A 26540-nucleotide genomic window follows, 5' to 3' on the forward strand; every position below is an offset into this window, starting at 1 on the left:
TCGCAGGTAAACGTTAAAAGTTGGTTTTGATCGTTCCGGCAAATGCGCGGGGTCAGATCGTGCGACGGTAGAACCGCGTATCGAGATCCATTCAGGGGAAGCCAGCCGGCAGGTCGCCCGCATCGACGGTCGCAAAACCATTCTTCTCATAGAAGCGATGCGCCGCAACAAAGCGATCGGTCGTGCCCAAGACGATGACGGAGAAGCCGTTTGCGGCGGCATGCTGAACGAGGATGTCGAGAAGCCGCTGCGCGATCCCGTCGCCCAGGCCGCGATCGCTGGACCCGCGATGACTGGACCCGCGATGACTGGCCCCGCGATGACTGGCAGCGACGAACATCTTGCGCAAGGCGCCCTGCCCGTCTCCCAAATCCCTAAGCGCTATCGTTCCGACGATGCGACCGCCATCGTCCGCCACCCAGAACCCACCGCGCCCGCGACGGTAGAAACCGTCGATATCGGCGAGGTCGGGCTGATCGGCGGCAGTGATCGAAAAGCCGAACTCGCCTGCCTGGATGGGCAAGATCAGAGCGACGATCCCGCTTTCATCTCCGGCCCTCGCGGGTCGGAGGATGACGTCGGCCTCAGGCGGCAAACCGTTCTGCACCGCTCAGACGAGCCGGGTCTGCTCGACCGCGGCTTCGATGAAGCTGGCGAAGAGCGGATGAGGGTCGAGCGGCCGGGATTTCAGTTCCGGGTGATACTGGACACCGATGAACCAGGGATGATCCGGATACTCGATCGTTTCCGGCAGGACACCGTCGGGCGACATGCCGGAGAACACGAGGCCGCAGCCTTCGAGGCGTTCCTTGTAGTCGATGTTCACCTCATAGCGGTGACGATGACGCTCGGAAATGTCGCCGGAGCCGTAGATATCGGCGATCTTCGTTCCCTTTTTCAGCGACGCTTTGTAGGCGCCGAGGCGCATGGTGCCGCCGAGATCGCCGGAAGCCGTGCGCTTCTGAAGCTCGTTCCCCCTGATCCACTCGGTCATCAGCCCGACCACCGGCTCGGCCGTGGGACCGAATTCAGTCGAGGACGCCTTTTCGATACCGGCCAGATTGCGAGCAGCTTCGACCACCGCCATCTGCATGCCGAAGCAGATCCCGAAATAGGGAACCTTGCGTTCGCGGGCGAAGCGCGCCGCCAAGATCTTGCCTTCCGATCCGCGCTCGCCGAAGCCGCCCGGCACCAGGATGCCGTTGACCTTCTCGAGATACGGCGCCGGATCCTCCTTTTCGAAGACCTCCGACTCGATCCACTCGAGCTTCACCTTCACCCGATTGGCGATACCGCCGTGATAGAGGGCTTCGATCAGGGATTTGTAGGCGTCCTTGAGGCCGGTATACTTGCCGACGATCGCGATCGTAACCTCGCCCTCGGGCGTGCGGATCCGATCGTAGACGTTTTCCCAGCTGTCGAGTCGGGGCTTCGGTGCAGGCTCGATGCCGAAGGCGGCAAGCACTTCCGAATCGAGGCCTTCCTTGTGATAGGCGATCGGCACATCATAGATGCTGGCAACATCGAGGGCCTGGATGACGGCAGACGGACGCACGTTGCAGAACAGCGAAAGCTTGCGTCGCTCGGCTTCCGGGATTTCCCGGTCGGCGCGCACCAGCAGAATGTCGGGGTGAATGCCGAGCGCCTGCAGTTCCTTCACGGAATGCTGCGTCGGCTTGGTCTTCAGTTCGCCCGCGGCCGGGATATACGGCATCAGGGTCAGGTGAACGAACACGGCCGCGCCGCGCGGCAGGTCGTTCTTCAGCTGGCGGATCGCCTCCATGAACGGCATGGCCTCGATATCGCCGACCGTTCCGCCGATTTCGCAGATGACGAAATCATAATCCTCATTGCCCTCGGTAACGAACGCCTTGATCTCGTTCGTCACGTGCGGGATCACCTGAACGGTCGCGCCGAGGTAATCGCCGCGCCGTTCCTTGTCGATGATGTTCTTGTAGATGCGGCCCGTCGTGATGTTGTCGGTCTTGGTGGCGGAGCGGCCGGTGAAGCGCTCGTAGTGACCGAGGTCGAGGTCCGTCTCCGCACCGTCGTCGGTGACGAAAACTTCGCCGTGCTGCGTCGGGCTCATGGTGCCCGGATCGACGTTCAGGTAGGGGTCGAGTTTGCGGAGCCGCACCCGATAACCACGGGCCTGCAGCAACGCGCCGAGAGCGGCTGCGGCAATCCCTTTTCCAAGGGACGAAACCACGCCGCCGGTGATGAATACATATCGCGCCATGGGCTTGACCGGATACCTTTTCGAGATCGATTCCGCCATCGAAAAATGCCGCACTCCCCAGATTTGAGGTGGCGGCGTCGATGACGCACAAAAGAAAACCGGCGGAAAACAAGTTCCGCCGGTCGGTTTGAGCTGTGCTCTGCTTACTGCGCGGTCGGTGCGCCGGTGCCGGTCGATGCGGGCGGCGTGGCCGGTGCGGCAGCAGGTGCATTCGCGGCAGGTGCATTCGCGGCGGGTGCCGGCGTGGCCGGGGTCGCCGTCGGAGCCGGTGCGGTCGTGTTCGCCGGTGCCATCGTGTTTGCCGGTGCCATCGTGTTCGACGGAGCAGGCGCCGGTGCAGCGGGAGCGGACGTTGCGGGTGCCGTGTTTGCAGGCGCAGAGCTCGCCGGCGCAGGTGTCGCAGGCGTATCGCCACCGGTCGGAACGCCGTTGCCCTGGGCGGCGGGAGCCGAAGCTGCGGGAGCCGGGGTTGCGGGGGTCGTGGTCGCCGGTGCCGTCGTGGCAGGCGGCGTCGTCGTGCCACCGAGAGAATCGAGGACGCCGTTGCCGTTGTTGGTCGTTCCCGGGATGCGATCGAGGACATCGGTCGCATTGGGCTGGTAGCGGGCATAGATGCTCATGGCGAGCGCAAGGACGAAGAAGAGCGTTGCGAGAATGGCCGTCGTGCGGGTCAGCGCGTTCGCCGTGCCCCGCGCGGACATGAAGCCCGAGCCGCCGCCGACACCAAGACCGCCGCCTTCCGAGCGCTGGATCAGCACGACGCCGATCAGCGCCAGTACGACCATGAGATAGATGACAAGCAATACTTCCTGCATTTCGTCCAGTCCTGGCTTGAAGCGCGCAGGACCCCGGCCGTGTCGCCGTTCGTCACCCGCACTTGACGTCTCTCTTGCCGCAAATCTTCACGAAAAGCCGGGCACGGAACAGCCGCACGTTCCCGGCCGCTTGCTCGCAGCGAATTTCGGTTTCGCGGGCTCAATATACCAAGCAGCCCGCTATTCCAAGCCCGATGATTCAGCCGAGCAGCTGCTCGTACGCGCCGTAGATGGCGAGGAAGTCCTGCGCCTTCAAGCTGGCGCCGCCGATCAGAGCACCGTCGACATTGGCGATGCCCATCAATTCGACGGCATTGGCCGGCTTCACCGAGCCGCCATAGAGAATCCGCATGGCCGATCCCGCGCTGCCAAAGCGCGCCGCAAGCTCCTTGCGCATGAAGGCATGCGCCTCCTCGACATCGCCGGCCGTGGGCGTGAGGCCCGTCCCGATCGCCCATACGGGTTCGTAGGCGATGACCGTGTTCTTTGCCGTGATCTCATCGGGCAGCGAGCCGTCGAGCTGGCGCTTGAGGACGTCGAGAGTCTGGCCGGCCTTGCGCTCGTCGCCGGTCTCGCCGATGCAGACGATTGCGGTGAGCCCGGCTGCGAGAGCCGCTTGCGTCTTTGCCCGCACGACCGCATCGGTTTCGGCGTGGTCGGTGCGACGCTCGGAGTGTCCGACGATGACGTAGGTTCCGAAGCAGTCGGCAATCATGTCCGCGGAGATATCGCCCGTGTGGGCACCCGACACGGCAATGTGGCAATCCTGTGCGCCGATGGCGAGCGGACTGTCGTCGCAGAGGGCCGTCGCCACGTAGAGAAGCGTCGCGGGCGGGCAGATGAGCGCCTCGACCTTTTCCGACAGCGGGCCCTTGACCCCCTCTGCCATCGCCTTGATCTGGTCGAGAGAGGCGCGGAGCCCGTTCATCTTCCAGTTCCCCGCAACAAGCGGACGCACATCAGGTGTCATTCGGCTTCTCTCCCGTTTTCCGACGATGGATCGGCCGTAGCAAATCCCTCCGGTCGTGGAAAGCATTCATGACGCACCGCTTGAAAAACGTCCACCCGACCAAGCGCCGGGCGGAGACCGCGCGTCTTTCCCATGCTGCCGGCTCAGCCCATCTGGCTGCCGACGAAATCCTTCACGATCCGGATGATGCCGCGACCGAGAAGGTCATCCAGCGCATCGACGAACTGATCGACATGCCCACGTTCGCAGATGAGCGGCGGCTCGAGCCGGATGACGTTGCGATTGTACTCAGTGAAGGCAACGAGGGTGTCGTAATCGCGCAGAAGCAGCGCGCCGATGAATCCGGAAAGGGACCCCTTGAGCTTGTCGTCGAGCATGCCGATGATCGGCCGCAGCACCAAGGGCATCGTCTGGCTGAAATCCTGGAACTCCAGCCCGACCATGAGGCCCTGCCCGCGCACCTCCTTGATGATCTTCGGATATTTTTCGCGCAGTGTCTCGAGCCGGGCGAGCAGATAGGCGCCCTGCTCCGCCGCATTGTCGATCAGATCCTCGTCATAAAGGACGTTCAACGCCTCGATTGCGGTAACGCAGGCCTCGCCCATGCCGCCGAAGGTCGCCATGGCATGGATCATCGCCGTTTTCGGCGTACCGTAGGCCTTCATGTAGATCTCGCGCCGAGCAATCATGGCGCCCACGGCCGCCTTGCCGCCGCCGAGCGACTTGGCCAAGGCGGTGATATCCGGCACGACGCCCTCGTGCTCGAACGCAAAGAAGCGCCCCGACCGGCCGTAGCCGCACTGCACCTCGTCCGCAACCCAGACAACCCCGTAGCGATCACAGAGCGCACGCAGGTCCCGCCAGAACCCGTCGGGTGCCCGGATGATACCGCCGCCCCCCTGGATGGTTTCCAACACGATCGCCCCGATCTGGGGATCGGCCTTGAAGGCGCTTTCGATCGCCGCGATGTTGCCGAAGGGCACGCGAACGGTGTTGCCGGACACGGTGAAGTCGGCCCGGTAGAGCGCGCCGTCCGTGATGTTGAGCACGCCCTTCGTCTTCCCGTGGAAGGAGTTCTCGGCATAGACGACCTTCGGCCGTTTCGGTCCGGCCGCACGCTCCGCGAGCTTGACCGCGGCTTCCATCACCTCGGAGCCGGACGAGCCGAGGAACACCATGTCGAGATCGCCCGGCGAGACGGTCGCCAGGTTCTTCGCGAAGGCCGCGGCATATTGCGACATGAAGGCGATCGCGATCTCGTGCCGCTGTTCGTCCTGGAAGCGTTTGCGCGCCTCCAGGAGGCGCGGGTGGTTGTGACCGAAGGCGAGCGAGCCGAATCCGCCGAAGAAGTCGAGAATCCTGCGACCGTTCTGGTCCGTGTAGTACATGCCCTCGGCGCTCTCGATCTTCACCTTGTGAAAGCCGAGCAGCTTCATGAAATGGAGCTGGCCGGGATTGACGTGGTCCTTGAACAGGGTCGTCATTTCCGGGACAGTCAGTGCCTTTGCGTCTTCGACCGTCAGGAGGTCGGGTTTCCCCATTGACGGACGGACCGGCTGCGGGCCTTCGATGGCGGGAGCGTCGACGAGGACGCGGGCGGGCGTATCGAGCATCGTGGAGATTCCCTCTATTCGGCCGGCACGGCGGCGGGCGCACTGGCGACGCCTCTGGATTTCTTGGCGCGATATTCGTCGTAGGCGGCAATCAGCATGGCGCCATCGTTGAATTGGGGCTTCCAGCCGAGCTCCCGCTTCAGCTTACCGGTTTCCCGGACACACATTTCATCGGCGATGAGATACTGCTCCGGATCCATGATCGGCAGATTGATCGCGTCGAAAGCAGCAAGCGTCGCCTTGACGGCGAAGCCGGGCGTCGGGACGAGGATGGATCGGGATCCGGCATGCCGGATCAGACCGCCGAGCAGGGCACGGACGGACGGCGGGTTGTCGGACCCGAGATTGTAGGCTTCATTCGGCACGCCGCCCTTCCAGGCGAGGCGAGCGGCTTCGGCACAGTCGAACACGGAGATGAACTGATAGGGGGCCTTGCCCGAGCCGATCATCGGCACCGGAAGGTTGGCGTCGATCAGCTTAAACAGCTTTTCGAGGATGCCGAGACGGCCTGGACCGATGATAAGGCGCGGACGGAAGATGGAGATCCGCATGCCCTTCTCGCGATACGCGTGGCAAAGCTGCTCGGTCGCCCACTTCGACTTGCCGTACTCGCCGAGCGGCTTGATGGGATGATCCTCCGCCTGCGGGGATTGAACGGTATGGCCGTAGATCATGTCGGTCGTGAACTGCACGAGACGGTTCGCGCCCGATGCCTCCGTCGCCTTCATGATGTTTTCGGCGCCGTGGTAGTTGACCGGCCAGAAGAATTGCCAGCGCTTGGACCGCACCTGCAGGGGTGACAGCATCTTGGCCGCCATGTTGTAGACCATGTCGTCCGGGCCGATATCGACCTTCATGACTTGGTCCAGATCCGTAACATCGCAGGATATGAAGCGCACGCGGCCATGGGCGTAGTGTGGCAGGTCGGATCGAACGAGGTCGGCCACCAGGACCTCTTCGCCTTCGTTGACGAGACGCTCGGCAAGGTGGCGACCGACAAAGCCGTCGCCTCCGAAAATGACGTGTTTCATGTCGGGCTCCCAAGGTGGATGGATTTTGCAGCCGGGCCTTGCGCCGCCGTGATGGTTTCGGGCGACGAGCGGCCGGACTGGGCGATGAGTACGGTTCCGACGCAGATGAACCCGATGCCGGCGATGCGCCAGGCATTCAGGTCTTCGCGAAAGATGAAGTAGGCGAAGATGGCCACGGCGACGTAGGCAAGGCTGAGGAAGGGATAGGCAAAGGAAAGCTCGACCTTCGACAGCACGTAGAGATGCGACACCATCGAAATGGCGAAGGTCGCAAGACCGGCAAAGACCCAAGGGTTGAACAGGATCTGGAAGAAGCGGGCAACGGCGGTGTCGGCCGTGAATGTCAGCGGGCCAAGGCTCAGCATGCCTTGCTTCAGCATCAACTGGGCCGCCGCATTGGTCAGCACGGTAAACAGAATGAAAGCTAGATATTTCATCGCATCATCTCTTTCGGTCACGCGTCCGGGCGAACATCTTGGTGCAATCCAACTTACGCAAAAGAATCCACCATTCCGTGAAACTTGCTCGTTTCTTTGATTAAAACTGTCTTCATTTCGCTTCAAAGGGCCATGGCGGTGCGCCGCCAGAAATTGGACATCATCGCCGGATCGCGCATGGCCTCGAGCGACGTCCATTCCGGAAAGGATGCCGCGAAGGTCTGCGGGCTCATGCGGGCATCCTTGTACGGATTGACCGCTCCGCCCGCGGACACGACGATCCGGTCGAGAGCATCGAGCAGCCTCAGCGTGCTCTCGCCCTGGTTGGCGAAGTCCAGCGTGAGCGTGAAGCCAGGCCGGGGAAAGGAAAGCAGGCCCCGCGACGGATGATCGCCGAAACGCTTGAGAACCGTCAGGAAGGAACCGTGCCCGGCCGCTCGCGCCGTTTCCAAGAGGTTCGCCGTGACAGCGGGTGCGACGTCGGCGGGATAGACGCTCTGGTGCTGATACAGCCCCTTGGGTCCGTAGAGACGGTTCCAGTTCCGAATGGCGTCGAGCGGGTAGAAGTAGCCGGACCATTTGACCGTCTCGGCCGTCTCCCCCGGCTTCGCCCGGCGAAGATAGGCCGCGTTGAACGCCTTCAGCGTCAGGCGGTTGAGAAGACTGACGGGCGGGGTCGCGGGAATGCCGAGTGTGCGTCCGCTCGGCAGATCGGGAAAATCGCACGAGGCATCGGCGTGATCGCCGGCGAGCAGAATGCCACGGCCGGATTTGCGCCCGGTTGCGAGCTGGTCGATCCAGGCAACGGAATATTCGTGTTCCGCATCGACACGGTCGATCATGTGGAAATAGGCATCGAGGCTATCGAATCGGATTGTATGCTGCTGGATGTGCGCCGACGGCACTTTCATCAATTGCAGGTCGATATCGAGGATAAGGCCTGTCAGGCCCATGCCGCCGATCGTGGCGCGGAACATCTCCGGGTTTTCGCTGTCGGAACAGGTGAGCACGCGCCCGTCCGAGCGCAGCAGCGTCAACCGGCGGACATGGTTTCCGAAGGTGCCGCGCTGGTGGTGGTTCTTGCCGTGAACATCGTTGGCGACGGCGCCGCCCAAGGTGACATGGGCGGTGCCGGGCGTGACCGGCAGGAAGAAACGGTGTGGAACGGCACGGCTCAGGACGGCCGAGAGGGTGACCCCGGCCTCGGCCGAGAGCATACCGGTTCCCGGATCGAAGGCATGAATACGCCCGCGTGACCGATTGTCGATCAGGACGCCGGCATCATTGTGACAGCTATCGCCGTAGGAACGGCCGTTGCCGAAGGGAAGGTAGCTGTCCCGCGCTGCCGTGCCCGCCTCGTCCTCGAACGTGTCGGGGCGGATAGCCTGTCGCGGCCGCCGGTCGAGGCGGCCCCAGCTGTCGAAGGTCGCCGTCCCGCGTGCTGTTGTCGCGTCCGTCATTGGATGCCGACCGCCCCGATCATCACGAGCACGGCGCCCGACGCCATGGTCGCGATGCTGCGCCAGTCGCGCATGATGAAGACGACGGGATCCTCGTGCAGCAGGCCGCGCCGCGCGAGCATCCAGATGCGCAGCAGCATGTAGAGCACCATCGGGCAAAGCGGCCAAAGGGCGGCCGGCATGCTGTACATCTGCTGCATCTCGACGCTGTGGATATAGAGCGCCAGCACCAGCGCGGATGTAAAGGCGGAGGAGACGCCGGCCTGCCCGACCATCTCGAAATCGACCTGCATATAGCCGCGCCCCGGAACCTGGGCACCGGCCTCGCCGCCGTGCTCGCCGAGTTCGACATAGCGCTTTACGAGAGCCAGACTGAGAAAGAAGAAGATCGAGAAAGCGAGAAGCCAGAAGGACAGGACGGTCTCGGTCGCTGTTGCACCGGCGATGATCCGGATCGTATAGAGACCAGCCAGCGTGAAGACGTCGACAAGCAGTTTCCGCTTCAGGAAGAAGGTGTAGGCGGTTGTAATCACCAGATAAATGCCGAGCGTGAGAATGAACTCGCCGGGCATTCGCAACGTCAGGGCGGTGGCGGCCAGGAGCAGGCTGCCCGCCAGGGCGAGGCCGATCGGCAAGGACATGCGCCCGCTGGCAAGCGGCCGATACCGCTTCTTGGGATGGCGGCGATCATTCGTCAGGTCGGAGATGTCGTTGATGACATAGACAGCCGATGCGAGGAAGCTGAAGGCGAAAAAGGCGATGACCGTATTGATCAGGGCGGCCCGATCGAGGATCTCGTGATCGAGCGCCATCGGAACGGCAATCAGGATATTCTTGGCCCACTGATGGACGCGAATGGATTTCAGCGTGTCCTTCAGGCCGCTCGTGCCGGTCTCCAGACGCTCGGCATCATGACGCCGGCGCCAGGTTTCCGCAGCGCGATCCGGTGCGACGACGATGGCTTTTCGCGCGGCGTCGAACACCGGGATGTCGTCGCGGCTGTTGCCCATGTAGTCGAACCCGGCATCGCCATAGCGAGCGACCAATTCCCTGCACTTGCGATGGCTGGTCAGATTGTGGGTCGGAGACGAGTGCAGGACAGCCGTGAAGACCCCGGTATGGGCTGCGACGTCGAGCGCCACCTGCTTCGCGGCCCCTGTCACGAGCACGACCTCGCGTCCGGTTTCCCGCTCCTGCCGCAGACGTGCGATCACTTCGGGGCGATAGGGCCAGTCGCCGGCGGTGCGACCGGACCGGGCGGCAACTTCGTGCTTCAGATGGGCCTTGCCGCGCAACGCCCAGCGGATCAGCGCGAAGATCATCAGCGGATTTCGGAACAGCACGACCGCGACGCCCTCCCACAGCGTATCCGCCGCGACAAGCGTACCGTCCAGATCGACGCATAACGGGACGAGCCGTGTATCGGTTCGCGCATCCATCATCGCACTCCCGTGTTCTCAGAACCCGGACGATGCCACGCCCTGCTTTCGGAAAGGCAAACGAGAGGCCGCACAGACAGCGCGACTTCAATCGGTGGTTAATGAAGCGAAAATCGCTCAGGTTGCATCTACCGGGTAAGGATCCAGTTGATGGCGTCGCGCCAGTCGGTCATCCTGACGGGCGTTCCGTGGGTACCTGTCTGGAAGAGCACGAAGCGGGTTGGATACTTGCCCTTTCGCAGGCGCGTATAGAGCGCCGCCTGGTCGTCCGCCACGTAGGTCTTGTCGGCGCTGCCGTGGCTGAAGAACAGGGGCAGCTTGCGGGCGAAGGCAGCGCTCTTCATGAAGTCCGGGTCGGTCGCCCCACCCATGATCATCATGCCGGACAAGTTGGCAACGGCCTTGGCATCGCGGGAAACGCCCCAGCAGAGGAAGCTGCCCATCGACGCGCAGGACAGGATGATCGGGCGACCGGGTGACCGGCGCGCGACGACCTCGATCAAACCGGCAATGTCGGCAGCGCCATCCGAATCGAACGACCGCGCGCTTGGCGCGTAGTAGACGCCGCCGTTGTCCACGGCGAGGTTCTTCAGGCGATTGAAGTTGCCTCCGAAGGAATAGTCGTTTGCCCCGAGCCGTCGGTCCCCACCCCGCCCGTGAAGGAAGATCACCGTGAAGGCTGCATTCTGCGGTGTCCCGACCCTGAACACATCCAACCCATGTCCGCCGACATCGACGGTTTCGTTCTCCTGGAAACGCTTGACGCCGAGCGAGACATAGGGCCGCTTGACGCGGCGCTCGGGCACCTCGTCACGACCATTGATGTCCCGCATCTCGTCATAGTCCACGGTCAGCCAATCGCCGCCGTCGCGTGACTCCAGGACGCGGCCGTAGCTGAAAAGCTCATCCTTGAACGGCTGCAGGGTCTCGGCGCGCGCCGGGGCGTGCGCAAGAACAAGAGCGGTCATGACGACGACAGCCTTGGAAACACCGAAGCGGCCAAAAGAAAGTGTGGATCGGGCCATGTTTTGTTCCCTTTTTGATCTCCCGGGCCCTCTTGGCTCTTTCGCCGGGCCCCTGCCCTCTGTATGAAGAGGTGGAATAAACAGGCGGGCCGGGACCGGCAGCCGGTTCCCCGCCCTACAGGATCAGCCGACACATCGAAAGACGTTTGACGCACCAGATGACGGACAGCAACGACCTTTTCGCGAATGCAGCGCCCGCGCCCCGGAAGCCTTCGGATACGAAGCCGCCGGAGCCGACGTCGTTGGATCTGAAGACGGGTGCGCCGAAGATCGGTGACGGGAAATCCGGTGCCGGGCTGGGAGCCGACGAACCGAAAACAGCGACGCGTGCGGCGGGAACGACCGCTTCCCAGCTGAAGACCGATACGGGCGACTACAACGCGTCCGCCATCGAGGTTCTGGAAGGCCTCGAGCCGGTCCGCCGTCGGCCGGGCATGTACATCGGGGGTACGGACGAAAAGGCGCTGCACCATCTGTTTGCAGAAGTCATCGACAACTCGATGGACGAAGCGGTGGCCGGACATGCCAATTTCATCGATGTCCATCTCGATGCGGAAGGCTGTCTTGCGGTCACGGACAATGGTCGCGGCATCCCGGTGGAGAACCACCCGAAATTCCCGGGGAAGTCCACGCTCGAAGTCATCATGACCGTGCTCCATGCCGGCGGCAAGTTCGACAGCAAGGTCTATGAGACCTCGGGTGGTCTGCACGGCGTCGGCGTTTCCGTCGTCAATGCGCTTTCCGACGTGCTGGAGGTCGAGGTTGCGCGGAACAGGCGGCTTTACCGCCAGCGCTTTTCGCGCGGCATCCCCCAGGGCGGCCTCGAGGAGCTCGGCGACGTCCAGAACCGGCGCGGAACGCGCGTTCGCTTCCATCCGGATCCGGACATCTTCGGACCTCACGCCAAGTTCGAGCCTGCGCGTCTTTTCCGCATGGCCCGGTCGAAGGCCTATCTGTTTGGCGGTGTCGAGATCCGCTGGTCCTGCGACCCCTCGCTGGTCGAGGGCACCGAAACGCCGGACAAGGCGGTCTTCCACTTCCCCGGCGGGCTGAAGGACTACCTCAAGGCGACGATGGGCTCCGAGTTCACGGTGACGCGCGAAATCTTCGCCGGCAAGACCGAGAAGACGGGTGGCCACGGTGCGCTCGAATGGGCCGTTACCTGGTACGGCGGCGATTCGGTCGTCCATTCCTATTGCAACACCATTCCGACCCCCGAGGGCGGCACGCATGAAGCGGGCCTGCGCATCGCCCTGACCAAGGGTCTGAAGGCCTATGCCGACCTGACGCAAAACAAGCGCGCGGCGATCATAACCACCGACGACGTCATGATCTCGGCGGCGGGCATGCTGTCCGTCTTCATCCGGGAGCCGGAATTCGTCGGCCAGACGAAGGACAAGCTGGCCACCGTCGAAGCGCAGCGCATCGTCGAGAACGCGATCCGAGATCCTTTCGATCATTTTCTGGCCGGCAATCCGCAGGAGGCCGCCAAGCTGCTCGACTGGGTGATCGAGCGCGCCGACGAGCGCGTCCGCCGCCGCAAGGAAAAGGAAGTCACGCGCAAGAGCGCCGTGCGCAAGCTGCGCTTGCCGGGCAAGCTCGCCGACTGCTCGCAGAACTCGGCGCTGGGCGCCGAACTCTTCATCGTGGAGGGCGACTCGGCCGGTGGCTCGGCCAAGCAGGCGCGCAACCGCGCCAACCAGGCGATCCTTCCGCTCCGGGGCAAGATCCTGAACGTCGCGAGTGCCGGACGCGAAAAACTCGGCGCGAACCAGCAGATCTCGGATCTCGTCCAGGCACTCGGTTGCGGGACCCGGTCGAAATACCGGCAGGAAGACCTTCGCTACGACCGGGTCATTGTGATGACCGACGCCGACGTCGATGGCGCCCACATCGCCTCGCTGCTGATCACCTTCTTCTATCAGGAGATGCCGGAACTCATTCGTGGCGGCCATCTCTATCTCGCGGTGCCCCCGCTCTACCGGATGACGCAGGGCGCCAAGACGCTCTACGCCCGCGACGATCTTCATCGCGTCGAATTGATGGAGAAGGAGTTTACCGGACGCGGCAAGGTCGAAATCGGTCGCTTCAAGGGCCTCGGCGAGATGATGCCGGCGCAGTTGAAGGAAACCACGATGGATCCGTCGAAGCGGACGCTTCTGAAGGTTTCGATCGACGAGATCGATTTCGAGGGAACGCGCGATGCCGTCGACAATCTGATGGGAACCAAGCCGGAAGCCCGCTTCCGGTTCATCCAGGAGCGCGCCGTGTTCGCCGAGAATCTTGATATCTGACGCTGTTCGTTCCGGGCCTTTCCCGGCAGGTCCGGTTCCGGCCTTCGGCCGGCGGTGCTAGGCTAGGTTCTGGCCCGGCGCAGAAGCTCGGATTGGTAGATACGGTTGTCAGGCGACGATCTTTTCCATGAAGAGACTGAGCGGATCGGGCATGTAGGTGCCGAACGGCTCGATGTCCCGATACCCGGCCTTGCGATAGAGGCCGATGGCTTCCGGCTGGTAGATGCCCGTCTCGAGACGAACGGTCGTCAGTCCGCTCGCGCGCGCCTTTTGCTCGATCGCGTCGAGAAGGGCCTGCCCGGCCCGCATGCCGCGCGCCTTGGGGTCGACGAACATCCTCTTGATCTCGCCGCTGCCGTCGCCCGCGGCCACCAGCGCACAGCAGCCGACGATGGCACCATGGTGCCGCGCCACGAAAAATGAGACGCCCGGCTTTTCGAGCGTTTCCAGATCGACGAGATGATTGCTTTCCGCCGGATAAAGCGACTGCGCATAGGCATCCGACTGGTCGAGGAGATCGATGATCGCCGGTTGACGGGGAGAGTCTTCTCGAATGGTCAGAGTCACTTGGCGGAATGTCCTCAGAAGGTGAATCGGCGCGTTGAGACAGTGCGTGATACGCGGTTTTCAGCCTTACACCAATTCCCGGATGAGGTCTGTTGCATTGCCGTCGAAGGCTTCCGCCCCGAGAGCGAGCATGCCGGACGGCTTTCCAAGACTGCGCGCCATAATTTCGGGCGACCCTCTGTTTACGCTTTTCTCAGATACAGGAGAGAAGCAGATCATGGTCAGTGCGGTTCTCGTCGTGATGACGATCCTCGGTTGCGACGACAGCGTCAGCCAGTGCCATTACGTCGATACGGTGAAAGGATCCTGGGAGACGGTTGCCGCCTGCGACAGCCAGTCGCAAAGGAAGCTGCCAGCCTATACCAATGCCAGCTATCCCGTCATCGTCGCCATGTGCGAGAAAACGGGGGACGCGCCGATTGCCGCTGATGCCGAAAGCCGAACCGTTGCACGGACGACCCTGCCGCCTACGGTGACCGCCCCGTCTGCGGCGCCGACGGTCGCACCTTCCGAACCATTGTCCACGGCGCCTTCCGCGCGCCTCACGCCCGCGCCGAGCGACGCGACCGCCCTGCGCAAGCCACTTCCGGAACGGGCCTATGCGATGCTGCGCGGCGTGCTGCCGGATGGTCAGAAGATCCGTCACGCCATCTCGGTTCCCGTCCATTACCTGGGCGACGGCTATTCCTGGGTGGCGACGCGCATCACGCGGTGAGCCTGACGTCGCAGCCCAGCCCTGCACAATCGCCAAAGGGCTAAGGCACCGATACCCCGATCGGCGGCTTCACGCGGCTTGCCGGGCAGCGTCGATGGCGAAATCGCGTGCGAAGCGCCGTTGTTCGGCGATGGCCAGCTTTTCCACACACTCCGAGAGCCCGGAGCTGTCCGTCATCGTTCGAAGGCGATGGACGAGAACGGAGGCAATGGACGCTGCCGGAATGTGGGAGCCCTGGCGGCGCTCGCGGCGCCAGATGAGGATGGCTTCGGCGAAGAGCGCGCTGACCTCTCGGTCCAGTCCCCCGCTTTCAAACAGCACCTGAAGAACCTGCGGGCGGCCATCCGAGAGAATGGAGCGAACCCGCTTTTCGCTGAGCTCCGTCAGCGCAACGATGGCGGTCGCGAAGAAGTCGACGCGTCCATGGCAGAGGGCATTGACAAGCAGGGCCGGCGTTAGCCGTCCGGTGACCCTCAGTTCCTCGACCAGACCCTGGATGTCGGCGTCCTCCAGCAATCCGGCCATATCGATCGTGGCCGTTTCGCAGGCAGTGCGCGCAACCCGCTGCAGGCGATCGACGCCGATCACGGCCTGAAGAAAGGTTGCGCCCTTGAGGGCGGCGCCCACATGCTCGACCAGCACCTGACGTGCATCTGCCGGCAGGTCTTGTCGCTCGAGAAGCAGATTGCGGATGCTGCACACGTCGCCCAGACGATCCGCAATGCGCTTCAGCGTCCTGCGCGACAGATCGGCTCCGGCATTTTCAAGGAGGATCATCACCTCGGGAACGCCGCCGACTTCGCTGATAGCAGCGGAAACCGGGCGCGACACGTGGCTGCGGGAGGCGATGAAGGCGCGAAGCTCCGCTGTTCCGCGGGCCGCAAGGTCGATCAGATCGTCATCTGCAAGGACCGTGGAGCGGGTGACGACGGTAAAGGCGATTTCCGGCTGGTCTTCCGCCAGCGAGAGAATGATCGGCCTCGGCGCTTCGGGCGCTGCTGCGAGCGCCTCGGCCAAGGCCTGGCGAACTTTCGGAGAGGGATCGTCCAGCAGAAAGGTCATGGCCATGTCGGCCGCGTGACGGTCGATGCGATCGCCGTCCTTCGAGCAATAGGCCCGCGCCAGAGCGCTTGCGGCGCGGGCGCGGTCCGTCGCCTTGGCGGTTTCGACCCAGCGAAGAAATGCTTGTATGATCACCGACGCCCCACTACGCAAAACGGCCAGATGCTGATGATACGATGGTAAGCAGGAAACGTTTAAGATTGGTTCACCATGTCGCTTAACCCTGATGAAACCGGTCCGATCGTGCTCTTCGATGCCGCAGACCTTGCGCCCGAGCGCTGTTTTGCCGCGGTTCTCTCTCCGGAAGGGTCGTTCGACGGTGTGCCGGCAGGGCGCCTGCTCCTGTCGGTCGGCCTCGAAGATCTTCAGGACGACGCCTGCACGAAACTGTTCGCCAGGTTCCGACCATCCGGTGTCCTGCTGTCGGGTTGCCGGACACGGGTCCAGGTTCAGGCGGCTGACGTTGCCCTCGGGGTCATCGAGGCAGAGACCGGGCGCACCGAAGGGGACCTCGCGATTGTCGCCGTTTTCGGCGCAGACCCGGCATCCTTCCTCGGCGCGGAACGGCTTGCAGGGACGTCGCGACGCCTGATCGCTCTCGTGCTGGACGAAGACGCGCTGTCCGCCGCCATCGGCCTGATGTCGCAGGCGGCGCGGTCCCTCTCGCCGGCGATCCAGCTGGCGCGCGGTGCCATGATCCTGCGAGCGGCCGACGCCGGCCTGCCCTGTTTCTGGTCCCTCCCCTTGGGTGAGACGGACGGGCACGCGCTGCTCCGCCTGCGGGACGCGGCCCTGCAATTCGGGTTCCGCGATGTCGTCGTCCGGACAGCCCACCATCGGATCGTGCTCGGGCGGGCTGATGCGAGGGATTGATGCGACAGGCTTCGGCGCTCAGCGACCGGGGCGCATGAGTTCGAACACGTCCCCCGCATCTGCGTAATCCATGTAGCCGAGACGCCCCACGGGGCGCACTCTCGCCATGTCGAAGCGCCCGTCGCGCAGGGCGTCCTCGCGAATGTGGATGCCGACCACCTGGCCGATGACGACATGGTTTTCCGCAGGCTCGCCGGACAGGGTTTTCGGCTGGAACATCTCGGTCATTCGACATTCCAGCGCAGCATAGGCTTCGCCAACGAAGGGTACCTCGACCAGCGTGCCGTCCACCGGCGTCAGGCCGGCGGCTACGAATTCGCTTTCGCCATGCGGCAAGGGTGCCGACGAGCGGTTCATCGGATCGATGAGATCGCGGCTGACGAAACTCGCGGTGAAAACGCCGGTCTCCTCGATGTTGCGAACGCTGTCCTTCCATCCAGACGATGAAAACATCACCATCTTCGGCACATCGCCAATGGCGTTGAAGAAGGAATAGGGCGCAAGATTGTGGCTGCCGTCCTTCGATCGCGTCCCGATCCAGCCGATCGGGCGGGGAGAGACGATCGCCTTGAACGGATCGTGCGGAAGGCCATGGGCATTGGTGTCGGTGGCATAGAACATCAGGCAGACCTCACGCGTCGTCGCCGACCCAGGTGACGATGTCCGAGAGCGCGGGGCGTGGGCGCTCGGTCGGCGGCACCTGCGGCGAACCGATATGGATGAAACCGGCGACTTTCTCCCCGTCGCGAATTCCGAGCACCGGGAAAGCCCGCTGATCGAAGGCGAACCATTCGCTCAGCCAGTTCGAGCAGAAGCCGAGCGCGTTGGCAGCCATCAGCAGGTTGAGGCACACGGCACCGGCGGACATGATCTGCTCCCATTCCGGCACCTTGGCGTGCGGCGCTGCGGTGCTGATGACGGCCACGACCACAGGCGCGCGGGTGAGACGTGCGTGCTCGACCTTGATCATCTCTTCGGAAAGATCGGGCTTTGTTTCCAGAGCCAGACGCGCCAGCTCCGCGCTGATGCGGGCGCGTTCTTCGCCGCGATAGACGATGAAGCGCCACGGCGCCAGTTTGCCGTGATCGGGCACGCGTGACGCAAGCGTGAGAATCTCCTCGATCTCGGCCTGGCCGGGACCCGGCTCGCACATCTGAAAAGCAGGGATGGATCGGCGCGTCGCCAGATAGTCCTTGAGGCCGGGAACGGTCGTCATGTCGGTCACTTTCGCGGGAATCGGCCCAGCGGCGGATGCCGGCACGGGTCGGAATGTCGTCTGCGGCCGGCATCCAGTGCCGGTCATTGGGCTGGGTATGGCTAGCCCGGCACGGCCCACGAAGACGGAAGTCCTGTATCCCTCGCGTAAAACTGTACCGGTCCTGCACATTATGCAGTAGGTTGCGGCCAGTGAGGTCAGTGCCGCCAGCCACGAAATCGCCATACCGGCGTCTCAAGTGGAGCCACGTCGTCAGGAAGTCAACCGTCTCATGCGTCACCCGGCTCTTCTTCGCTCCCTCCCGCTGGATCCGCGTCCGGGAATGGCTCTCGCCGTTTTCCTGGTCTTCAGCGTGACAGGCAGTGCGCATGCCCAGACCGTGCAGACCGGAATCCTGCCGGAAGGACCGGCACAGCCGGAGGCCGTGCAGACGGACCCGTTCAAGAGCTTCCCCTCGATCTCGACGCCGCCGAAGATGCCCAAGCTGAACAGTTTCAGCCCGATCGTTCCAAGCCAGGCCACGCAGGGACCGACCACGCGCGATGTTCGGCTGGATGCGCTCTTAAAAGATAAAGGCGGCGTAGTGGAGCAGGGTCTGACCTGGCGCGTGTTCAGCCCGATCCCCGGCTCCGACGGCAAGCTACCACTGGTCGCGACCTCCCAGGGTGGATCGGCCGCATTCCAGCTCGTCCCCGGCGAGTATTTCGTCAATGTCGCCTTCGGTCGTGCGGGCGCGACACGCAAGATCCGCGTTGCGGAGACCGGTGCCTTCGAGCGGCAGGTTCTCGTGCTGGACGCGGGCGGTGTCACGTTGAACGCGGTTTCCGGCGCCGACGTGCGGATACCCCAAGCCGAGCTCTCCTTCTCGATCTTCTCATCGGACGTGAAGGAAGACGGCGAGCGGGCGCTGGTGGTGGCCGACGTCAAGCCCAACACGGTGGTTCGCCTGAACAGCGGCACCTACCATGTTGTCTCGAACTACGGCTCCGTCAACGCGGTCATCCGCGCGGATATCCAGGTCGAAGCCGGAAAGCTGACCGAAGCGACGATCCAGCATCGGGCGGCCAAGTTGACCCTGAAGCTGGTTGCCGAGCCCGGCGGCGAAGCCATCGCCGATACGGCATGGTCGATCCTGACGGCATCCGGCGACGTGGTCAGCGAAAGCGTCGGGGCGTTTCCCACGCTGGTTCTGGCCGAAGGCGACTACAGCGCCGTGGCACGCAACAACGAGAAAATCTACCAGCGCGACTTTACGGTGACCGCTGGCGTCAATGCCGAGGTGGAAGTGCTGCTGTCGAACACGGCCGCGCAGCCGGGCGCGCAGGGTGAATCGGCCGCGGCTGCCAACGCGCAGGACTGAGCGCAATGCCGCCAAGGGACAGTCCGGCGCAAAACGAGAGAAGCCGGATCTCTCGACCCGGCTCCCGTCTTCGCTTATCTCTCTCTGAACGATCAGACGGCCGCAGCCAGACGCGCCTTGCGGGCCTCGGCCTTGCGGCGGAGATCGGGTGGCGTGGCTTCCTCGACCAAGCTCGCGATCGCGTCGTTGAGCGTCATCGGCGTCTGGGCCTGCGAACCGAGGCGACGGACATTGACCGTCCGCTCTTCCGCCTCGCGCTTGCCGCAGACGATGATGACCGGCACCTTGGTGACCGAGTGTTCGCGGACCTTGTAGTTGATCTTCTCGTTGCGGAAGTCCGTTTCAACCGTCAGACCCGCGTCCCGCAGAAGTTCCGCCACTTCCTCGCCATAGGCGTCCGCATCCGATGTGATGGTGGCGACGACGATCTGGAGCGGCGACACCCAGAGCGGCATGTGGCCCGCGAAGTTTTCGATCAGGATCCCGAGGAAACGCTCCATCGAGCCGCAGATCGCGCGGTGGATCATCACCGGCTTCGTCTTCTCCGAATTGCTGTCGATGTAGAAGGCGCCAAAACGCTCCGGCAGGTTGAAGTCGACCTGCGTCGTGCCACACTGCCATTCGCGGCCGATGGCGTCCTTCAGAGTGTATTCGAACTTCGGTCCGTAGAACGCGCCCTCGCCCGGCAGAATGCCGGTCTTGATGCGGCCCTCGGACTGCGCCTCGATGGTCTTCAGCACGTCCATCATCACGCTTTCCGCACGATCCCAAAGCTCGTCGGACCCGACGCGCTTTTCCGGACGCGTGGAAAGCTTGACCACAACCTCGTCGAAGCCGAAATCTTCGTAGACAGACAGGATCAGATCGTTGATGCGCAGGCACTCCGCCGCCATCTGCTCGTCCGTGCAGAAGACATGGGCGTCGTCCTGCGTAAACCCGCGCACGCGCATCAGCCCGTGCAGAGCGCCCGACGGCTCGTACCGGTGAACGTTCCCAAATTCCGCAAGCCGGATCGGCAGTTCGCGGTAGGACTTCAAACCGTGCTTGAAGATCTGCACATGACCCGGGCAGTTCATCGGCTTCAAGGCAAAGACCCGATCATCGTCGGTATCGTCGCCGGCCACAGACACCTTGAACATGTTGTCCCGGTACCAGCCCCAGTGTCCGGAGGTTTCCCAGAGAGACTTGTCCAGCACCTGCGGCGCATTCACCTCCTGGTAGGTTCCGGCAAGGCGACGACGCATGTAGGCGACCAGCGTCTGGAAGATACGCCAGCCCTTGCCGTGCCAGAAGACCACGCCCGGACCTTCCTCCTGGAAGTGAAAGAGGTCCATCTCGCGACCAAGCTTGCGGTGGTCGCGTTTCTCGGCTTCGGCCAGGATGTTCAGATAACGGTCGAGATCCTCCTGCGTGTGCCAGGCGGTGCCGTAGATGCGGGTCAGCATCGGATTGTTGCTGTCGCCGCGCCAATAGGCACCGGCCACCTTCATGAGCTTGAATGCCGTGCCGATCTGGCCTGTCGAGGCCATATGCGGTCCGCGGCAGAGATCGAACCAGTCGCCCTGATAGTAGATCTTGAGATCCTGGCCTTCGGCGATCGCATCCACCAGCTCGACCTTGTAGGCCTCGCCCTTGTCGGCAAAGACCTGGCGCGCCTTGTCGCGCGGCCAGACTTCCTTGGTGAACGGCTTGTTGCGCTGGATGATCTCCTTCATCCGCTTTTCGATCTTCGGAAGATCGTCGGGCGTGAAGGGCTCGGCCTTGGCGAAATCGTAGTAGAAGCCGTTTTCGATGACGGGGCCGATCGTCACCTGCGTGCCGGGCCACAGCTCCTGCACCGCTTCGGCCATCACATGGGCGGCGTCGTGGCGGATCAGCTCCAGCGCGCGCGGGTCGTCGCGGGTGACGATCTCCAGACGTCCGTTCTCAATCGGGTCGGAAAGATCGCGCAGGGTGCCGTCGAGCGCGATGGCGACGGCCTTCTTGGCAAGCGATTTGGATATCGATTCGGCGACCTCGCGGCCAGTCGTTCCGACGGCGAAATCGCGAATGGAGCCATCGGGAAACGTGAGGGCAACGGACATTGTCTATCTCCTATCCAGTCCCGCCAACGAATGCGGGTGGGGAATGCTATGGATGAGACCGCACGCACTCCGCGACGTCACGGGAATTCATACGGTCGCGCGCGGTATAGAGCCATTCGCGGCATGTGGAAAGAGCCGAAGGCGGCAGCGATGCGCGGTGTTCTCAAGAGCGTTGCGTGGAAAAGGACTCACGCAACGCGCTTCAAGGTCGTGTTTGGATGCATGTCGTTTCCCGAAACCGCTGCACACGTTCGGGCGACCTGCATCAGGAGGAACGCCGCCACGGGGCGAGCCAGCGAAGTCGACCGGAGAGCTGCGGCGGCACCGGGTCCAGACCTCCCTTACCGCCGGGCCCGCACCGAGCAATGCGGTAAAGGGTCATCCAGCTCCCGGGCCACAGGCCGTGCCGGCCGATCGCTTCATAGCCGTATTCCGAGCAGGTCGGGATATGGCGGCAACCGGCACCGATGAAACTCGACAGCGTCAGCTGGTAAGCGCGAATGAGAGCCATGCCGGCGAGCCGGCCCGGTGTCTTGCGGAAGGGTCCCCGCCAGTTGCGGCCGCGATAGGGCCCGGGCTGAGGAGTGCCGTGCCCGCATTCCGCTCCACCATCGCACATGATCAGACGTGGGCCGTGTCCGGTCGCGCCGCGTCCGGTTGTGGATGGGATTGCTGCGCCTCGACCTGTCCGATCGCATCCACCACGGCATCGAAGGTCAGCATGGTGGAGGCATGGCGTGCCTTGTAGTCCTTGACCGGACGGAGAATGCGCATGTCGGCAAAGCGTCCGCCGGGGCCCTCGCCATCCGCCTTCAGCATGTCGAGCATGGCCTCGCGCGCCACTCTGATCTCCTCGGCGCTCGCACCCACGATGTTGCGCGCCATGATCGAAGACGAGGCCTGACCCAGCGCACAGGCTTTGACGTCATGGGCAAAATCCGTGATGTGCCCGTCCGCCATGCGAATGGTGACCTTGACCTTCGAGCCGCACAGCTTGGAGTGAGCAGAAGCCTCTGCGTCCGCAGGATCGAGGCGTCCACTTCGGGGAATGTTTCCAGCAAACTCAAGAATGCGGCTGTTGTAGATATCATCCATGATACGGCCGTCCCGCTTCCATGCCCTCTTTGTTTCCGCAGACAGGCAATCGATATGGTTTCGCGTGGATATAGTCACCAGGCGGAGGATTTTCTTCACCTCGGCGGAAAAAAGAACAGGGGCGTCGCATCGCCCTCTTTTACACCTGTTCGCTTATATTATATGGTACCTACGGAAAAGGCGACAGGGCAGAGGTGCTGCTGTCGCCTGTTGTTTTGGGGAACCGCGCCTGACGGTGGAGAGCCTTGACCTCTCCGTCCGAACAGCCCTGGAGCCCGCCAACGACAGCCGTAGCCTGACGATATCGGCAGGAGATCGGTGAGTGGCGAGTTGTCCGTAAAGATCAACGTCAAGCTACGCGCCACGCAGCAGGGGCTATCATGGATGCCATCGTGAAGAATTTTCCGTCTCAAACGGACGTCGACGGCCGGCCGTCGCAGAAGGAAGCCGAGGACGCTGTGCGCGTGCTCCTGCGATGGGCAGGCGACGATCCGCAGCGCGAGGGCCTGATCGACACCCCGACACGGGTTGCAAAGGCGTACAAGGAACTGTTTTCCGGCTATGACCTCGCTGCCGAGGATGTGCTGGGCCGCACCTTCGAGGAGGTTGCCGGCTTCGATGACGTTGTTTTGGTCAAGGATATCGCCTTTCATTCGCATTGCGAACACCACATGCTGCCGGTCATCGGCCGGGCCCATGTCGCCTATCTTCCCGAAGGCCGGGTTCTCGGCCTCTCGAAGATCGCGCGGGTGGTCGATATCTTCGGTCGGCGGCTGCAGACACAGGAAAGCATGACGGCGCAGATTGCCGCCGCGATCAACGAGACACTGCGTCCGCGCGGTGTTGCAGTGATGATCGAAGCCGAACATATGTGCATGGCCATGCGTGGTGTGTTGAAGCAGGGCTCGACGACATTGACGACGACCTTCACCGGCACTTTCAAGACGGACGCAGCCGAGCAGGCCCGCTTCATCTCGATGGTGCGCGGCTTCCGTTAAGCCGCGCAGGTCTCACGCAACGCTTGCTTCCGTCAGCCACGATTGCCTCGCAGTTTCGCGTCAGGTGCGCCTGCTTCTTTTTGCGTGGATCCGAGCAGGCGTGATGCTCCTCCGGCTGTCAATGCCGTGAGAATGGACGTCGGACGCTGCATCTTCTCATTTAGCCGGAGTCTTCTGGATGTCCCTCGTTTTTACCCGTCCATCGTCCGATACGTCCGAGGTCGAGGAAGGCGCCGTTTTCACGCCCCGCTTCGACGGGCACGGCCTGGTGACGGCGGTGGTAACGGATGCCGGAGACGGCATGCTGTTGATGGTGGCGCATATGAATGCGGAAGCGCTGGCGCTGACGGTCGAGACCGGCATCGCCCATTATTACAGCCGCTCTCGCAAGGCATTATGGAAGAAGGGGGAGACGTCGGGCAATCTGCAGAGCGTCGTCGAACTGCGAACCGATTGCGACCAGGATGCCGTCTGGCTGCGGGTGAACGTCGCCGGGCACGATGCGACCTGCCATACGGGACGACGGTCATGCTTCTATCGGTCTGTGGACATCACGGATGGTGCGGTGGCGCTAACCGTTCGCGATGATGTCAGGCACTTCGATCCGCGTACGGTGTACGAGAACGACGCGGCCCCGCACACGAGCGACGACAAGAATTGAGCATCTGCTTTTATTTGACGCAGGTTTTCGTCCGCTAAACGAAGTTTCAATGTCCGTGGCGCTCTAATGTCTTCAGGAAAGGCCGTAGCCTTGATCAGGGCCCGGTCATGTGGCGGACAGGTGCTCCATGCTGAACTGGACATTCTCTCGACATGGAACAGGTGCAGAAACGCCGGCGCCGCATGACGGGTTGGGCAGCGGCGGTGTCCGCATCGAGCAGGAAGGAACAGGCCACGTCTTGACTGTCGCTCCGGAGAAACCCCGCATCGCTCTCGCACTTGGTGGCGGCGCTGCCCGTGGCTGGGCGCATATCGGCGTTCTCCGCGCGCTCGATGAGGAAGGTATCCCCATCGGCATGATCGCGGGGACCTCCATTGGCGCGCTGGTCGGCGGTTGCTATCTCGCCGGGAAACTGGACGAACTCGAGACCTTCGCCCGATCCCTGACGATGCGGCGCATCGCGGGCCTGCTCGATCTCGCGATCGGCGGCGGCGGACTTTTCGGCGGATTGCGCCTGACGCGCCGCATGCAGGAGCATCTCGCAGACGTTGCCATCGAGAGCCTTGGTCGGCCGTTCGTGGCCATCGCCACCGATATTCGGTCCGGGCACGAGGTTTGGCTTTCGGAGGGCTCCCTCATCACCGCCCTGCGCGCGTCCTACGCCCTGCCCGGCATTTTCGAGCCTGTGCGTTGCAACGGACGAATGCTGGTCGATGGCGCGCTGGTCAATCCGGTTCCGGTCTCGGTATGCCGCGCCTATGAGCAACCGCTCGTCGTCGCCGTCAATCTGCAATACGATCTTTACGGCCGCTCCGCCGTCATCAAGCTGCGGGCCAGCGATCCCGTGACCCCGCCGACCCCTGGGAAGACGGCAGACCCTGTTGCGCGTCTCGGCATGACCAGTGTGATGGTGCAGGCCTTCAATGTCATCCAGGACCGGATTTCGCGGGCAAAGCTCGCCGGCGACCCGCCGGACCTGTCGCTGCATCCCAAGCTCAGCGATATCGGCCTGTCGGAATTCCATCGCGCCGGCGAGGCGATCGACCGTGGCTATGTCGAAACCAAGAATCGCCTCACCGAACTGAAACGGCTTCTCGAAACCGTGCTGCGCTGATCCGCCCCTGAAGAGGTGTCAGCGCGTTCAACCGGCGATATAGGCCTTGATCTCGCGCGCCTCGTGTTCGATGGCGCGGATGTGGTTGCGCACGGCGTCGCCGATCGACACGATCCCGACAAGACGGCCGTTGCGCGCGACGGGCAGATGACGGGCCCGACGGCTGTTCATGATTTCCATGACCGCATCGATTTCCATCTCCTCGCTGCAGGTGTGGACATCCCGACACATGACGTCGGACACCCGGCGGTCGAGGCATTCCGCTCCGTACCGCGCGATTGCGGCGACGACATCGCGCTCTGCCAGCAGACCGGCAATCGCCTGCTGCTCATCCAGCACCACGACCGTACCGATGCGGTGCTCGGCCAGAAGCGCCGCGGCGTCTCGCACCGCCATGTCCGGCGCGATCGTCACGACCTGCCGGCCCTTCTCGTCCAAAATCCTCTTCACCGTCATGCGAACCTCCCGCTTCCGCTGCGCCTGTGACAGAACGACGCAGGCGAAACATACCGCAATCCGCGTGAAACGGAAATGCCGGGTGCGCGCGATACCGGGCCGCCGGTCAGTCGCGCTCGGCCCGCGTCTCGGGCGGGTCGATCAGTCCGAAGAAGAGGAAGCCGAAGAGGAAGCCACCAATATGCGCCTCCCAGGCGATGCCGGCACCGTCAGCAAGCGTGAACAGGCCGAGCCCGATGAGGAGGTTCGTGGCAAACCAGACTCCGGCAAAGAACAGGACCGAACGATTGGACAGTGCCTCCCGGACGCTGAGGCGCGGGTTGCGGTGCGCAAACTGGCGGCTGATGCGGCCACTCGGCGAGAACACGAAGCGGGCTGCCGCACCCATCAGGCCGGCGACAACGCCGGAGGCGCCAATGACCACCGTCATGTCGCCCCAGTGAAGCGCCAGATGCAGGCCGACAGCAGCGATCGCGGCCAGACACCAGAAAACCGCCAGCCGGCCGGCACCGATCCGGCGAACGACTGGCGCGCCGAAAGCCACCATCCAGAAGGCGTTGAAGATCAGGTGCTCCCAGGATCCATGCAGGAACGAATAGGTGACCGGCGTCCAGAGCCATGCCAGGCCCTGCTCCGTCAGCGGATGATCGTAGCGCGCCGGCAGGAAAGCGACGTTGAAAATCAGTTCGTCGTCGATCTCGACGGAGAGGAGATAGGTCCGCACAGCGTGGATGAGAACGAGGACCGCCAGGATCCAGACAAGGCTTTGCGGCAGATTGAACGCCGGCTCTCGGGCCGGCGGTTCCACCGCAATGCCGGCGTCCGCCGGAAACGGCGACCCGGATAGATCCTCCGGCAAAGACCGGCGTGCCGCCCTTTCCTCGTCCGACAAGGTCGCGCCGGCGGGACGATCGCTGCGATTTGCATGTTCGTCAGGGTCAGGTCCCACCCCCGCCCCGTCCGGCGGAATCAGGCGATCTCCGGCTTTCTCGGTCTCTGCGGCACGCCCATCGATC

The 26540-nt window shown here is 63.3% G+C and carries 26 protein-coding genes; 7 read left to right on the forward strand and 19 right to left on the reverse strand.

Going from position 1 to position 26540, the window contains the following annotated elements:
- Nucleotides 1-91: 91 nt before the first annotated feature.
- The 10 genes from ASG25_RS00830 to ASG25_RS00875 all read right to left on the reverse strand — a co-directional run bounded on the left by ASG25_RS00830 (nt 92) and on the right by ASG25_RS00875 (nt 10972).
- Nucleotides 92-523, reverse strand: coding sequence for a GNAT family N-acetyltransferase (locus ASG25_RS00830; RefSeq protein ID WP_244479290.1), 432 nt, complete (start codon nt 521-523; stop codon nt 92-94).
- 87 nt (nt 524-610) lie between these two features.
- A complete protein-coding gene (locus tag ASG25_RS00835; RefSeq protein ID WP_062468168.1) occupies nt 611-2278 on the reverse strand; it encodes a CTP synthase in 1668 nt (555 codons plus the stop codon).
- Nucleotides 2279-2382: 104 nt separating this feature from the next.
- The gene (secG, locus tag ASG25_RS00840; protein ID WP_062468170.1) at nt 2383-3054 is read right to left on the reverse strand and encodes a preprotein translocase subunit SecG; all 672 of its coding nucleotides are present in this window, start codon (nt 3052-3054) and stop codon (nt 2383-2385) included.
- A gap of 199 nt (nt 3055-3253) precedes the next feature.
- A complete protein-coding gene (gene tpiA, locus ASG25_RS00845; RefSeq protein WP_062468171.1) occupies nt 3254-4024 on the reverse strand; it encodes a triose-phosphate isomerase in 771 nt (256 codons plus the stop codon).
- A gap of 143 nt (nt 4025-4167) precedes the next feature.
- Complete coding sequence (locus tag ASG25_RS00850) at nt 4168-5565, reverse strand: aspartate aminotransferase family protein (protein ID WP_244475342.1); 1398 nt, start codon at nt 5563-5565, stop codon at nt 4168-4170.
- An 86-nt stretch (nt 5566-5651) separates the two neighbouring features.
- Entirely contained in the window at nt 5652-6668 is a 1017-nt protein-coding gene (locus ASG25_RS00855) for an NAD(P)-dependent oxidoreductase (RefSeq protein ID WP_062468175.1), read from the reverse strand.
- Complete coding sequence (locus ASG25_RS00860) at nt 6665-7105, reverse strand: EamA family transporter (RefSeq protein WP_062468177.1); 441 nt, start codon at nt 7103-7105, stop codon at nt 6665-6667. The genes ASG25_RS00855 and ASG25_RS00860 overlap by 4 nt, the downstream gene beginning before the upstream one ends.
- 122 nt (nt 7106-7227) lie before the next feature.
- Nucleotides 7228-8565 carry an FAD-binding oxidoreductase gene (locus tag ASG25_RS00865; RefSeq protein ID WP_062468178.1) on the reverse strand — a complete coding sequence of 446 codons (1338 nt, stop codon included), beginning with the start codon at nt 8563-8565 and terminating at the stop codon, nt 7228-7230.
- The gene (locus ASG25_RS00870; RefSeq protein WP_062471812.1) at nt 8562-10004 is read right to left on the reverse strand and encodes a UbiA family prenyltransferase; all 1443 of its coding nucleotides are present in this window, start codon (nt 10002-10004) and stop codon (nt 8562-8564) included. The genes ASG25_RS00865 and ASG25_RS00870 overlap by 4 nt, the downstream gene beginning before the upstream one ends.
- Before the next feature lie 128 nt (nt 10005-10132).
- Nucleotides 10133-10972, reverse strand: coding sequence for an alpha/beta hydrolase (locus ASG25_RS00875; RefSeq protein ID WP_162242168.1), 840 nt, complete (start codon nt 10970-10972; stop codon nt 10133-10135).
- Between the two features lie 215 nt (nt 10973-11187).
- On the opposite strand from ASG25_RS00875, the gene parE reads away from it, so the two are divergent.
- Nucleotides 11188-13323, forward strand: coding sequence for a DNA topoisomerase IV subunit B (gene parE / locus ASG25_RS00880; RefSeq protein WP_062471815.1), 2136 nt, complete (start codon nt 11188-11190; stop codon nt 13321-13323).
- A 108-nt stretch (nt 13324-13431) separates the two neighbouring features.
- Here the strand turns inward: parE and ASG25_RS00885 are convergent, their stop codons facing one another.
- Complete coding sequence (locus ASG25_RS00885) at nt 13432-13890, reverse strand: GNAT family N-acetyltransferase (protein WP_062468182.1); 459 nt, start codon at nt 13888-13890, stop codon at nt 13432-13434.
- Between the two features lie 217 nt (nt 13891-14107).
- On the opposite strand from ASG25_RS00885, the gene ASG25_RS00890 reads away from it, so the two are divergent.
- Nucleotides 14108-14605: a hypothetical protein gene (locus ASG25_RS00890; protein WP_062468184.1), complete on the forward strand. Its 498-nt coding sequence runs from the start codon at nt 14108-14110 to the stop codon at nt 14603-14605.
- A gap of 69 nt (nt 14606-14674) precedes the next feature.
- Here ASG25_RS00890 and ASG25_RS23305 read toward each other — a convergent pair whose 3' ends face one another.
- Entirely contained in the window at nt 14675-15802 is a 1128-nt protein-coding gene (locus tag ASG25_RS23305; RefSeq protein ID WP_062468186.1) for a DUF2336 domain-containing protein, read from the reverse strand.
- A gap of 75 nt (nt 15803-15877) precedes the next feature.
- On the opposite strand from ASG25_RS23305, the gene ASG25_RS23310 reads away from it, so the two are divergent.
- Nucleotides 15878-16540, forward strand: a complete 663-nt coding sequence (locus ASG25_RS23310) for a hypothetical protein (protein ID WP_062468189.1) — start codon at nt 15878-15880, stop codon at nt 16538-16540.
- Nucleotides 16541-16558: 18 nt separating this feature from the next.
- Here ASG25_RS23310 and ASG25_RS00905 read toward each other — a convergent pair whose 3' ends face one another.
- Both ASG25_RS00905 and ASG25_RS00910 read right to left on the reverse strand, forming a co-directional pair.
- Nucleotides 16559-17161, reverse strand: a complete 603-nt coding sequence (locus ASG25_RS00905) for a flavin reductase family protein (protein WP_062468191.1) — start codon at nt 17159-17161, stop codon at nt 16559-16561.
- A 10-nt stretch (nt 17162-17171) separates the two neighbouring features.
- A complete protein-coding gene (locus ASG25_RS00910) occupies nt 17172-17756 on the reverse strand; it encodes a nitroreductase (protein WP_062468193.1) in 585 nt (194 codons plus the stop codon).
- Nucleotides 17757-18078: 322 nt separating this feature from the next.
- Here ASG25_RS00910 and ASG25_RS00915 point away from each other — a divergent pair, with 322 nt between their 5' ends.
- A complete protein-coding gene (locus ASG25_RS00915) occupies nt 18079-19116 on the forward strand; it encodes a hypothetical protein (RefSeq protein ID WP_244479291.1) in 1038 nt (345 codons plus the stop codon).
- A 92-nt stretch (nt 19117-19208) separates the two neighbouring features.
- On the opposite strand, the gene thrS is transcribed toward ASG25_RS00915, so the two are convergent.
- From thrS to ASG25_RS00930, 3 genes are all read right to left on the reverse strand, one after another.
- Entirely contained in the window at nt 19209-21200 is a 1992-nt protein-coding gene (gene thrS, locus ASG25_RS00920; protein WP_062468195.1) for a threonine--tRNA ligase, read from the reverse strand.
- Nucleotides 21201-21465: 265 nt separating this feature from the next.
- On the reverse strand, nt 21466-21819 hold the full coding sequence (yidD, locus tag ASG25_RS00925) for a membrane protein insertion efficiency factor YidD (protein WP_062468197.1): 354 nt from the start codon (nt 21817-21819) through the stop codon (nt 21466-21468).
- A 2-nt stretch (nt 21820-21821) separates the two neighbouring features.
- A complete protein-coding gene (locus ASG25_RS00930) occupies nt 21822-22298 on the reverse strand; it encodes an iron-sulfur cluster assembly scaffold protein (RefSeq protein WP_156379912.1) in 477 nt (158 codons plus the stop codon).
- A 377-nt stretch (nt 22299-22675) separates the two neighbouring features.
- Here ASG25_RS00930 and folE point away from each other — a divergent pair, with 377 nt between their 5' ends.
- The 3 genes from folE (at nt 22676) to ASG25_RS00945 (ending at nt 25068) form a co-directional block, all read left to right on the forward strand.
- Entirely contained in the window at nt 22676-23293 is a 618-nt protein-coding gene (gene folE, locus ASG25_RS00935) for a GTP cyclohydrolase I FolE (RefSeq protein ID WP_062468201.1), read from the forward strand.
- Between the two features lie 178 nt (nt 23294-23471).
- A complete protein-coding gene (gene hisI, locus ASG25_RS00940) occupies nt 23472-23954 on the forward strand; it encodes a phosphoribosyl-AMP cyclohydrolase (RefSeq protein WP_062468203.1) in 483 nt (160 codons plus the stop codon).
- A 127-nt stretch (nt 23955-24081) separates the two neighbouring features.
- Entirely contained in the window at nt 24082-25068 is a 987-nt protein-coding gene (locus ASG25_RS00945; protein ID WP_062468205.1) for a patatin-like phospholipase family protein, read from the forward strand.
- A 27-nt stretch (nt 25069-25095) separates the two neighbouring features.
- Here ASG25_RS00945 and ASG25_RS00950 read toward each other — a convergent pair whose 3' ends face one another.
- Both ASG25_RS00950 and ASG25_RS00955 read right to left on the reverse strand, forming a co-directional pair.
- Nucleotides 25096-25524, reverse strand: coding sequence for a CBS domain-containing protein (locus ASG25_RS00950; protein ID WP_062468208.1), 429 nt, complete (start codon nt 25522-25524; stop codon nt 25096-25098).
- Between the two features lie 106 nt (nt 25525-25630).
- The gene (locus ASG25_RS00955) at nt 25631-26338 is read right to left on the reverse strand and encodes a rhomboid family intramembrane serine protease (protein WP_062471820.1); all 708 of its coding nucleotides are present in this window, start codon (nt 26336-26338) and stop codon (nt 25631-25633) included.
- Nucleotides 26339-26540 lie beyond the last annotated feature (202 nt).

The organism is Rhizobium sp. Leaf384 (assembly GCF_001424065.1).
Lineage (GTDB): Bacteria > Pseudomonadota > Alphaproteobacteria > Rhizobiales > Rhizobiaceae > Ferranicluibacter.

Excerpts from the sequence above, each read along its gene's own strand:
- ASG25_RS00865 (WP_062468178.1), bottom strand. The coding sequence starts at position 8,565 with ATGACGGACGCGACAACAGCACGCGGGACGGCGACCTTCGACAGCTGG.
- folE (WP_062468201.1), top strand. The coding sequence starts at position 22,676 with ATGGATGCCATCGTGAAGAATTTTCCGTCTCAAACGGACGTCGACGGC.
- ASG25_RS00910 (WP_062468193.1), bottom strand. The coding sequence starts at position 17,756 with ATGACGACCGTTCCCGGCCTCAAGGACTATCTGGCGACGCGCCGATCC.
- tpiA (WP_062468171.1), bottom strand. The coding sequence starts at position 4,024 with ATGACACCTGATGTGCGTCCGCTTGTTGCGGGGAACTGGAAGATGAAC.
- parE (WP_062471815.1), top strand. The coding sequence starts at position 11,188 with ATGACGGACAGCAACGACCTTTTCGCGAATGCAGCGCCCGCGCCCCGG.
- ASG25_RS00890 (WP_062468184.1), top strand. The coding sequence starts at position 14,108 with ATGGTCAGTGCGGTTCTCGTCGTGATGACGATCCTCGGTTGCGACGAC.
- ASG25_RS00860 (WP_062468177.1), bottom strand. The coding sequence starts at position 7,105 with ATGAAATATCTAGCTTTCATTCTGTTTACCGTGCTGACCAATGCGGCG.
- ASG25_RS00875 (WP_162242168.1), bottom strand. The coding sequence starts at position 10,972 with ATGACCGCTCTTGTTCTTGCGCACGCCCCGGCGCGCGCCGAGACCCTG.
- ASG25_RS00855 (WP_062468175.1), bottom strand. The coding sequence starts at position 6,668 with ATGAAACACGTCATTTTCGGAGGCGACGGCTTTGTCGGTCGCCACCTT.
- thrS (WP_062468195.1), bottom strand. The coding sequence starts at position 21,200 with ATGTCCGTTGCCCTCACGTTTCCCGATGGCTCCATTCGCGATTTCGCC.
- ASG25_RS00850 (WP_244475342.1), bottom strand. The coding sequence starts at position 5,565 with ATGGGGAAACCCGACCTCCTGACGGTCGAAGACGCAAAGGCACTGACT.
- ASG25_RS23310 (WP_062468189.1), top strand. The coding sequence starts at position 15,878 with ATGTCGCTTAACCCTGATGAAACCGGTCCGATCGTGCTCTTCGATGCC.
- ASG25_RS00945 (WP_062468205.1), top strand. The coding sequence starts at position 24,082 with ATGCTGAACTGGACATTCTCTCGACATGGAACAGGTGCAGAAACGCCG.
- ASG25_RS00870 (WP_062471812.1), bottom strand. The coding sequence starts at position 10,004 with ATGGATGCGCGAACCGATACACGGCTCGTCCCGTTATGCGTCGATCTG.
- ASG25_RS00905 (WP_062468191.1), bottom strand. The coding sequence starts at position 17,161 with ATGTTCTATGCCACCGACACCAATGCCCATGGCCTTCCGCACGATCCG.
- yidD (WP_062468197.1), bottom strand. The coding sequence starts at position 21,819 with ATGTGCGATGGTGGAGCGGAATGCGGGCACGGCACTCCTCAGCCCGGG.
- ASG25_RS00915 (WP_244479291.1), top strand. The coding sequence starts at position 18,079 with ATGGCTCTCGCCGTTTTCCTGGTCTTCAGCGTGACAGGCAGTGCGCAT.
- hisI (WP_062468203.1), top strand. The coding sequence starts at position 23,472 with ATGTCCCTCGTTTTTACCCGTCCATCGTCCGATACGTCCGAGGTCGAG.
- ASG25_RS00950 (WP_062468208.1), bottom strand. The coding sequence starts at position 25,524 with ATGACGGTGAAGAGGATTTTGGACGAGAAGGGCCGGCAGGTCGTGACG.
- ASG25_RS00835 (WP_062468168.1), bottom strand. The coding sequence starts at position 2,278 with ATGGCGGAATCGATCTCGAAAAGGTATCCGGTCAAGCCCATGGCGCGA.
- secG (WP_062468170.1), bottom strand. The coding sequence starts at position 3,054 with ATGCAGGAAGTATTGCTTGTCATCTATCTCATGGTCGTACTGGCGCTG.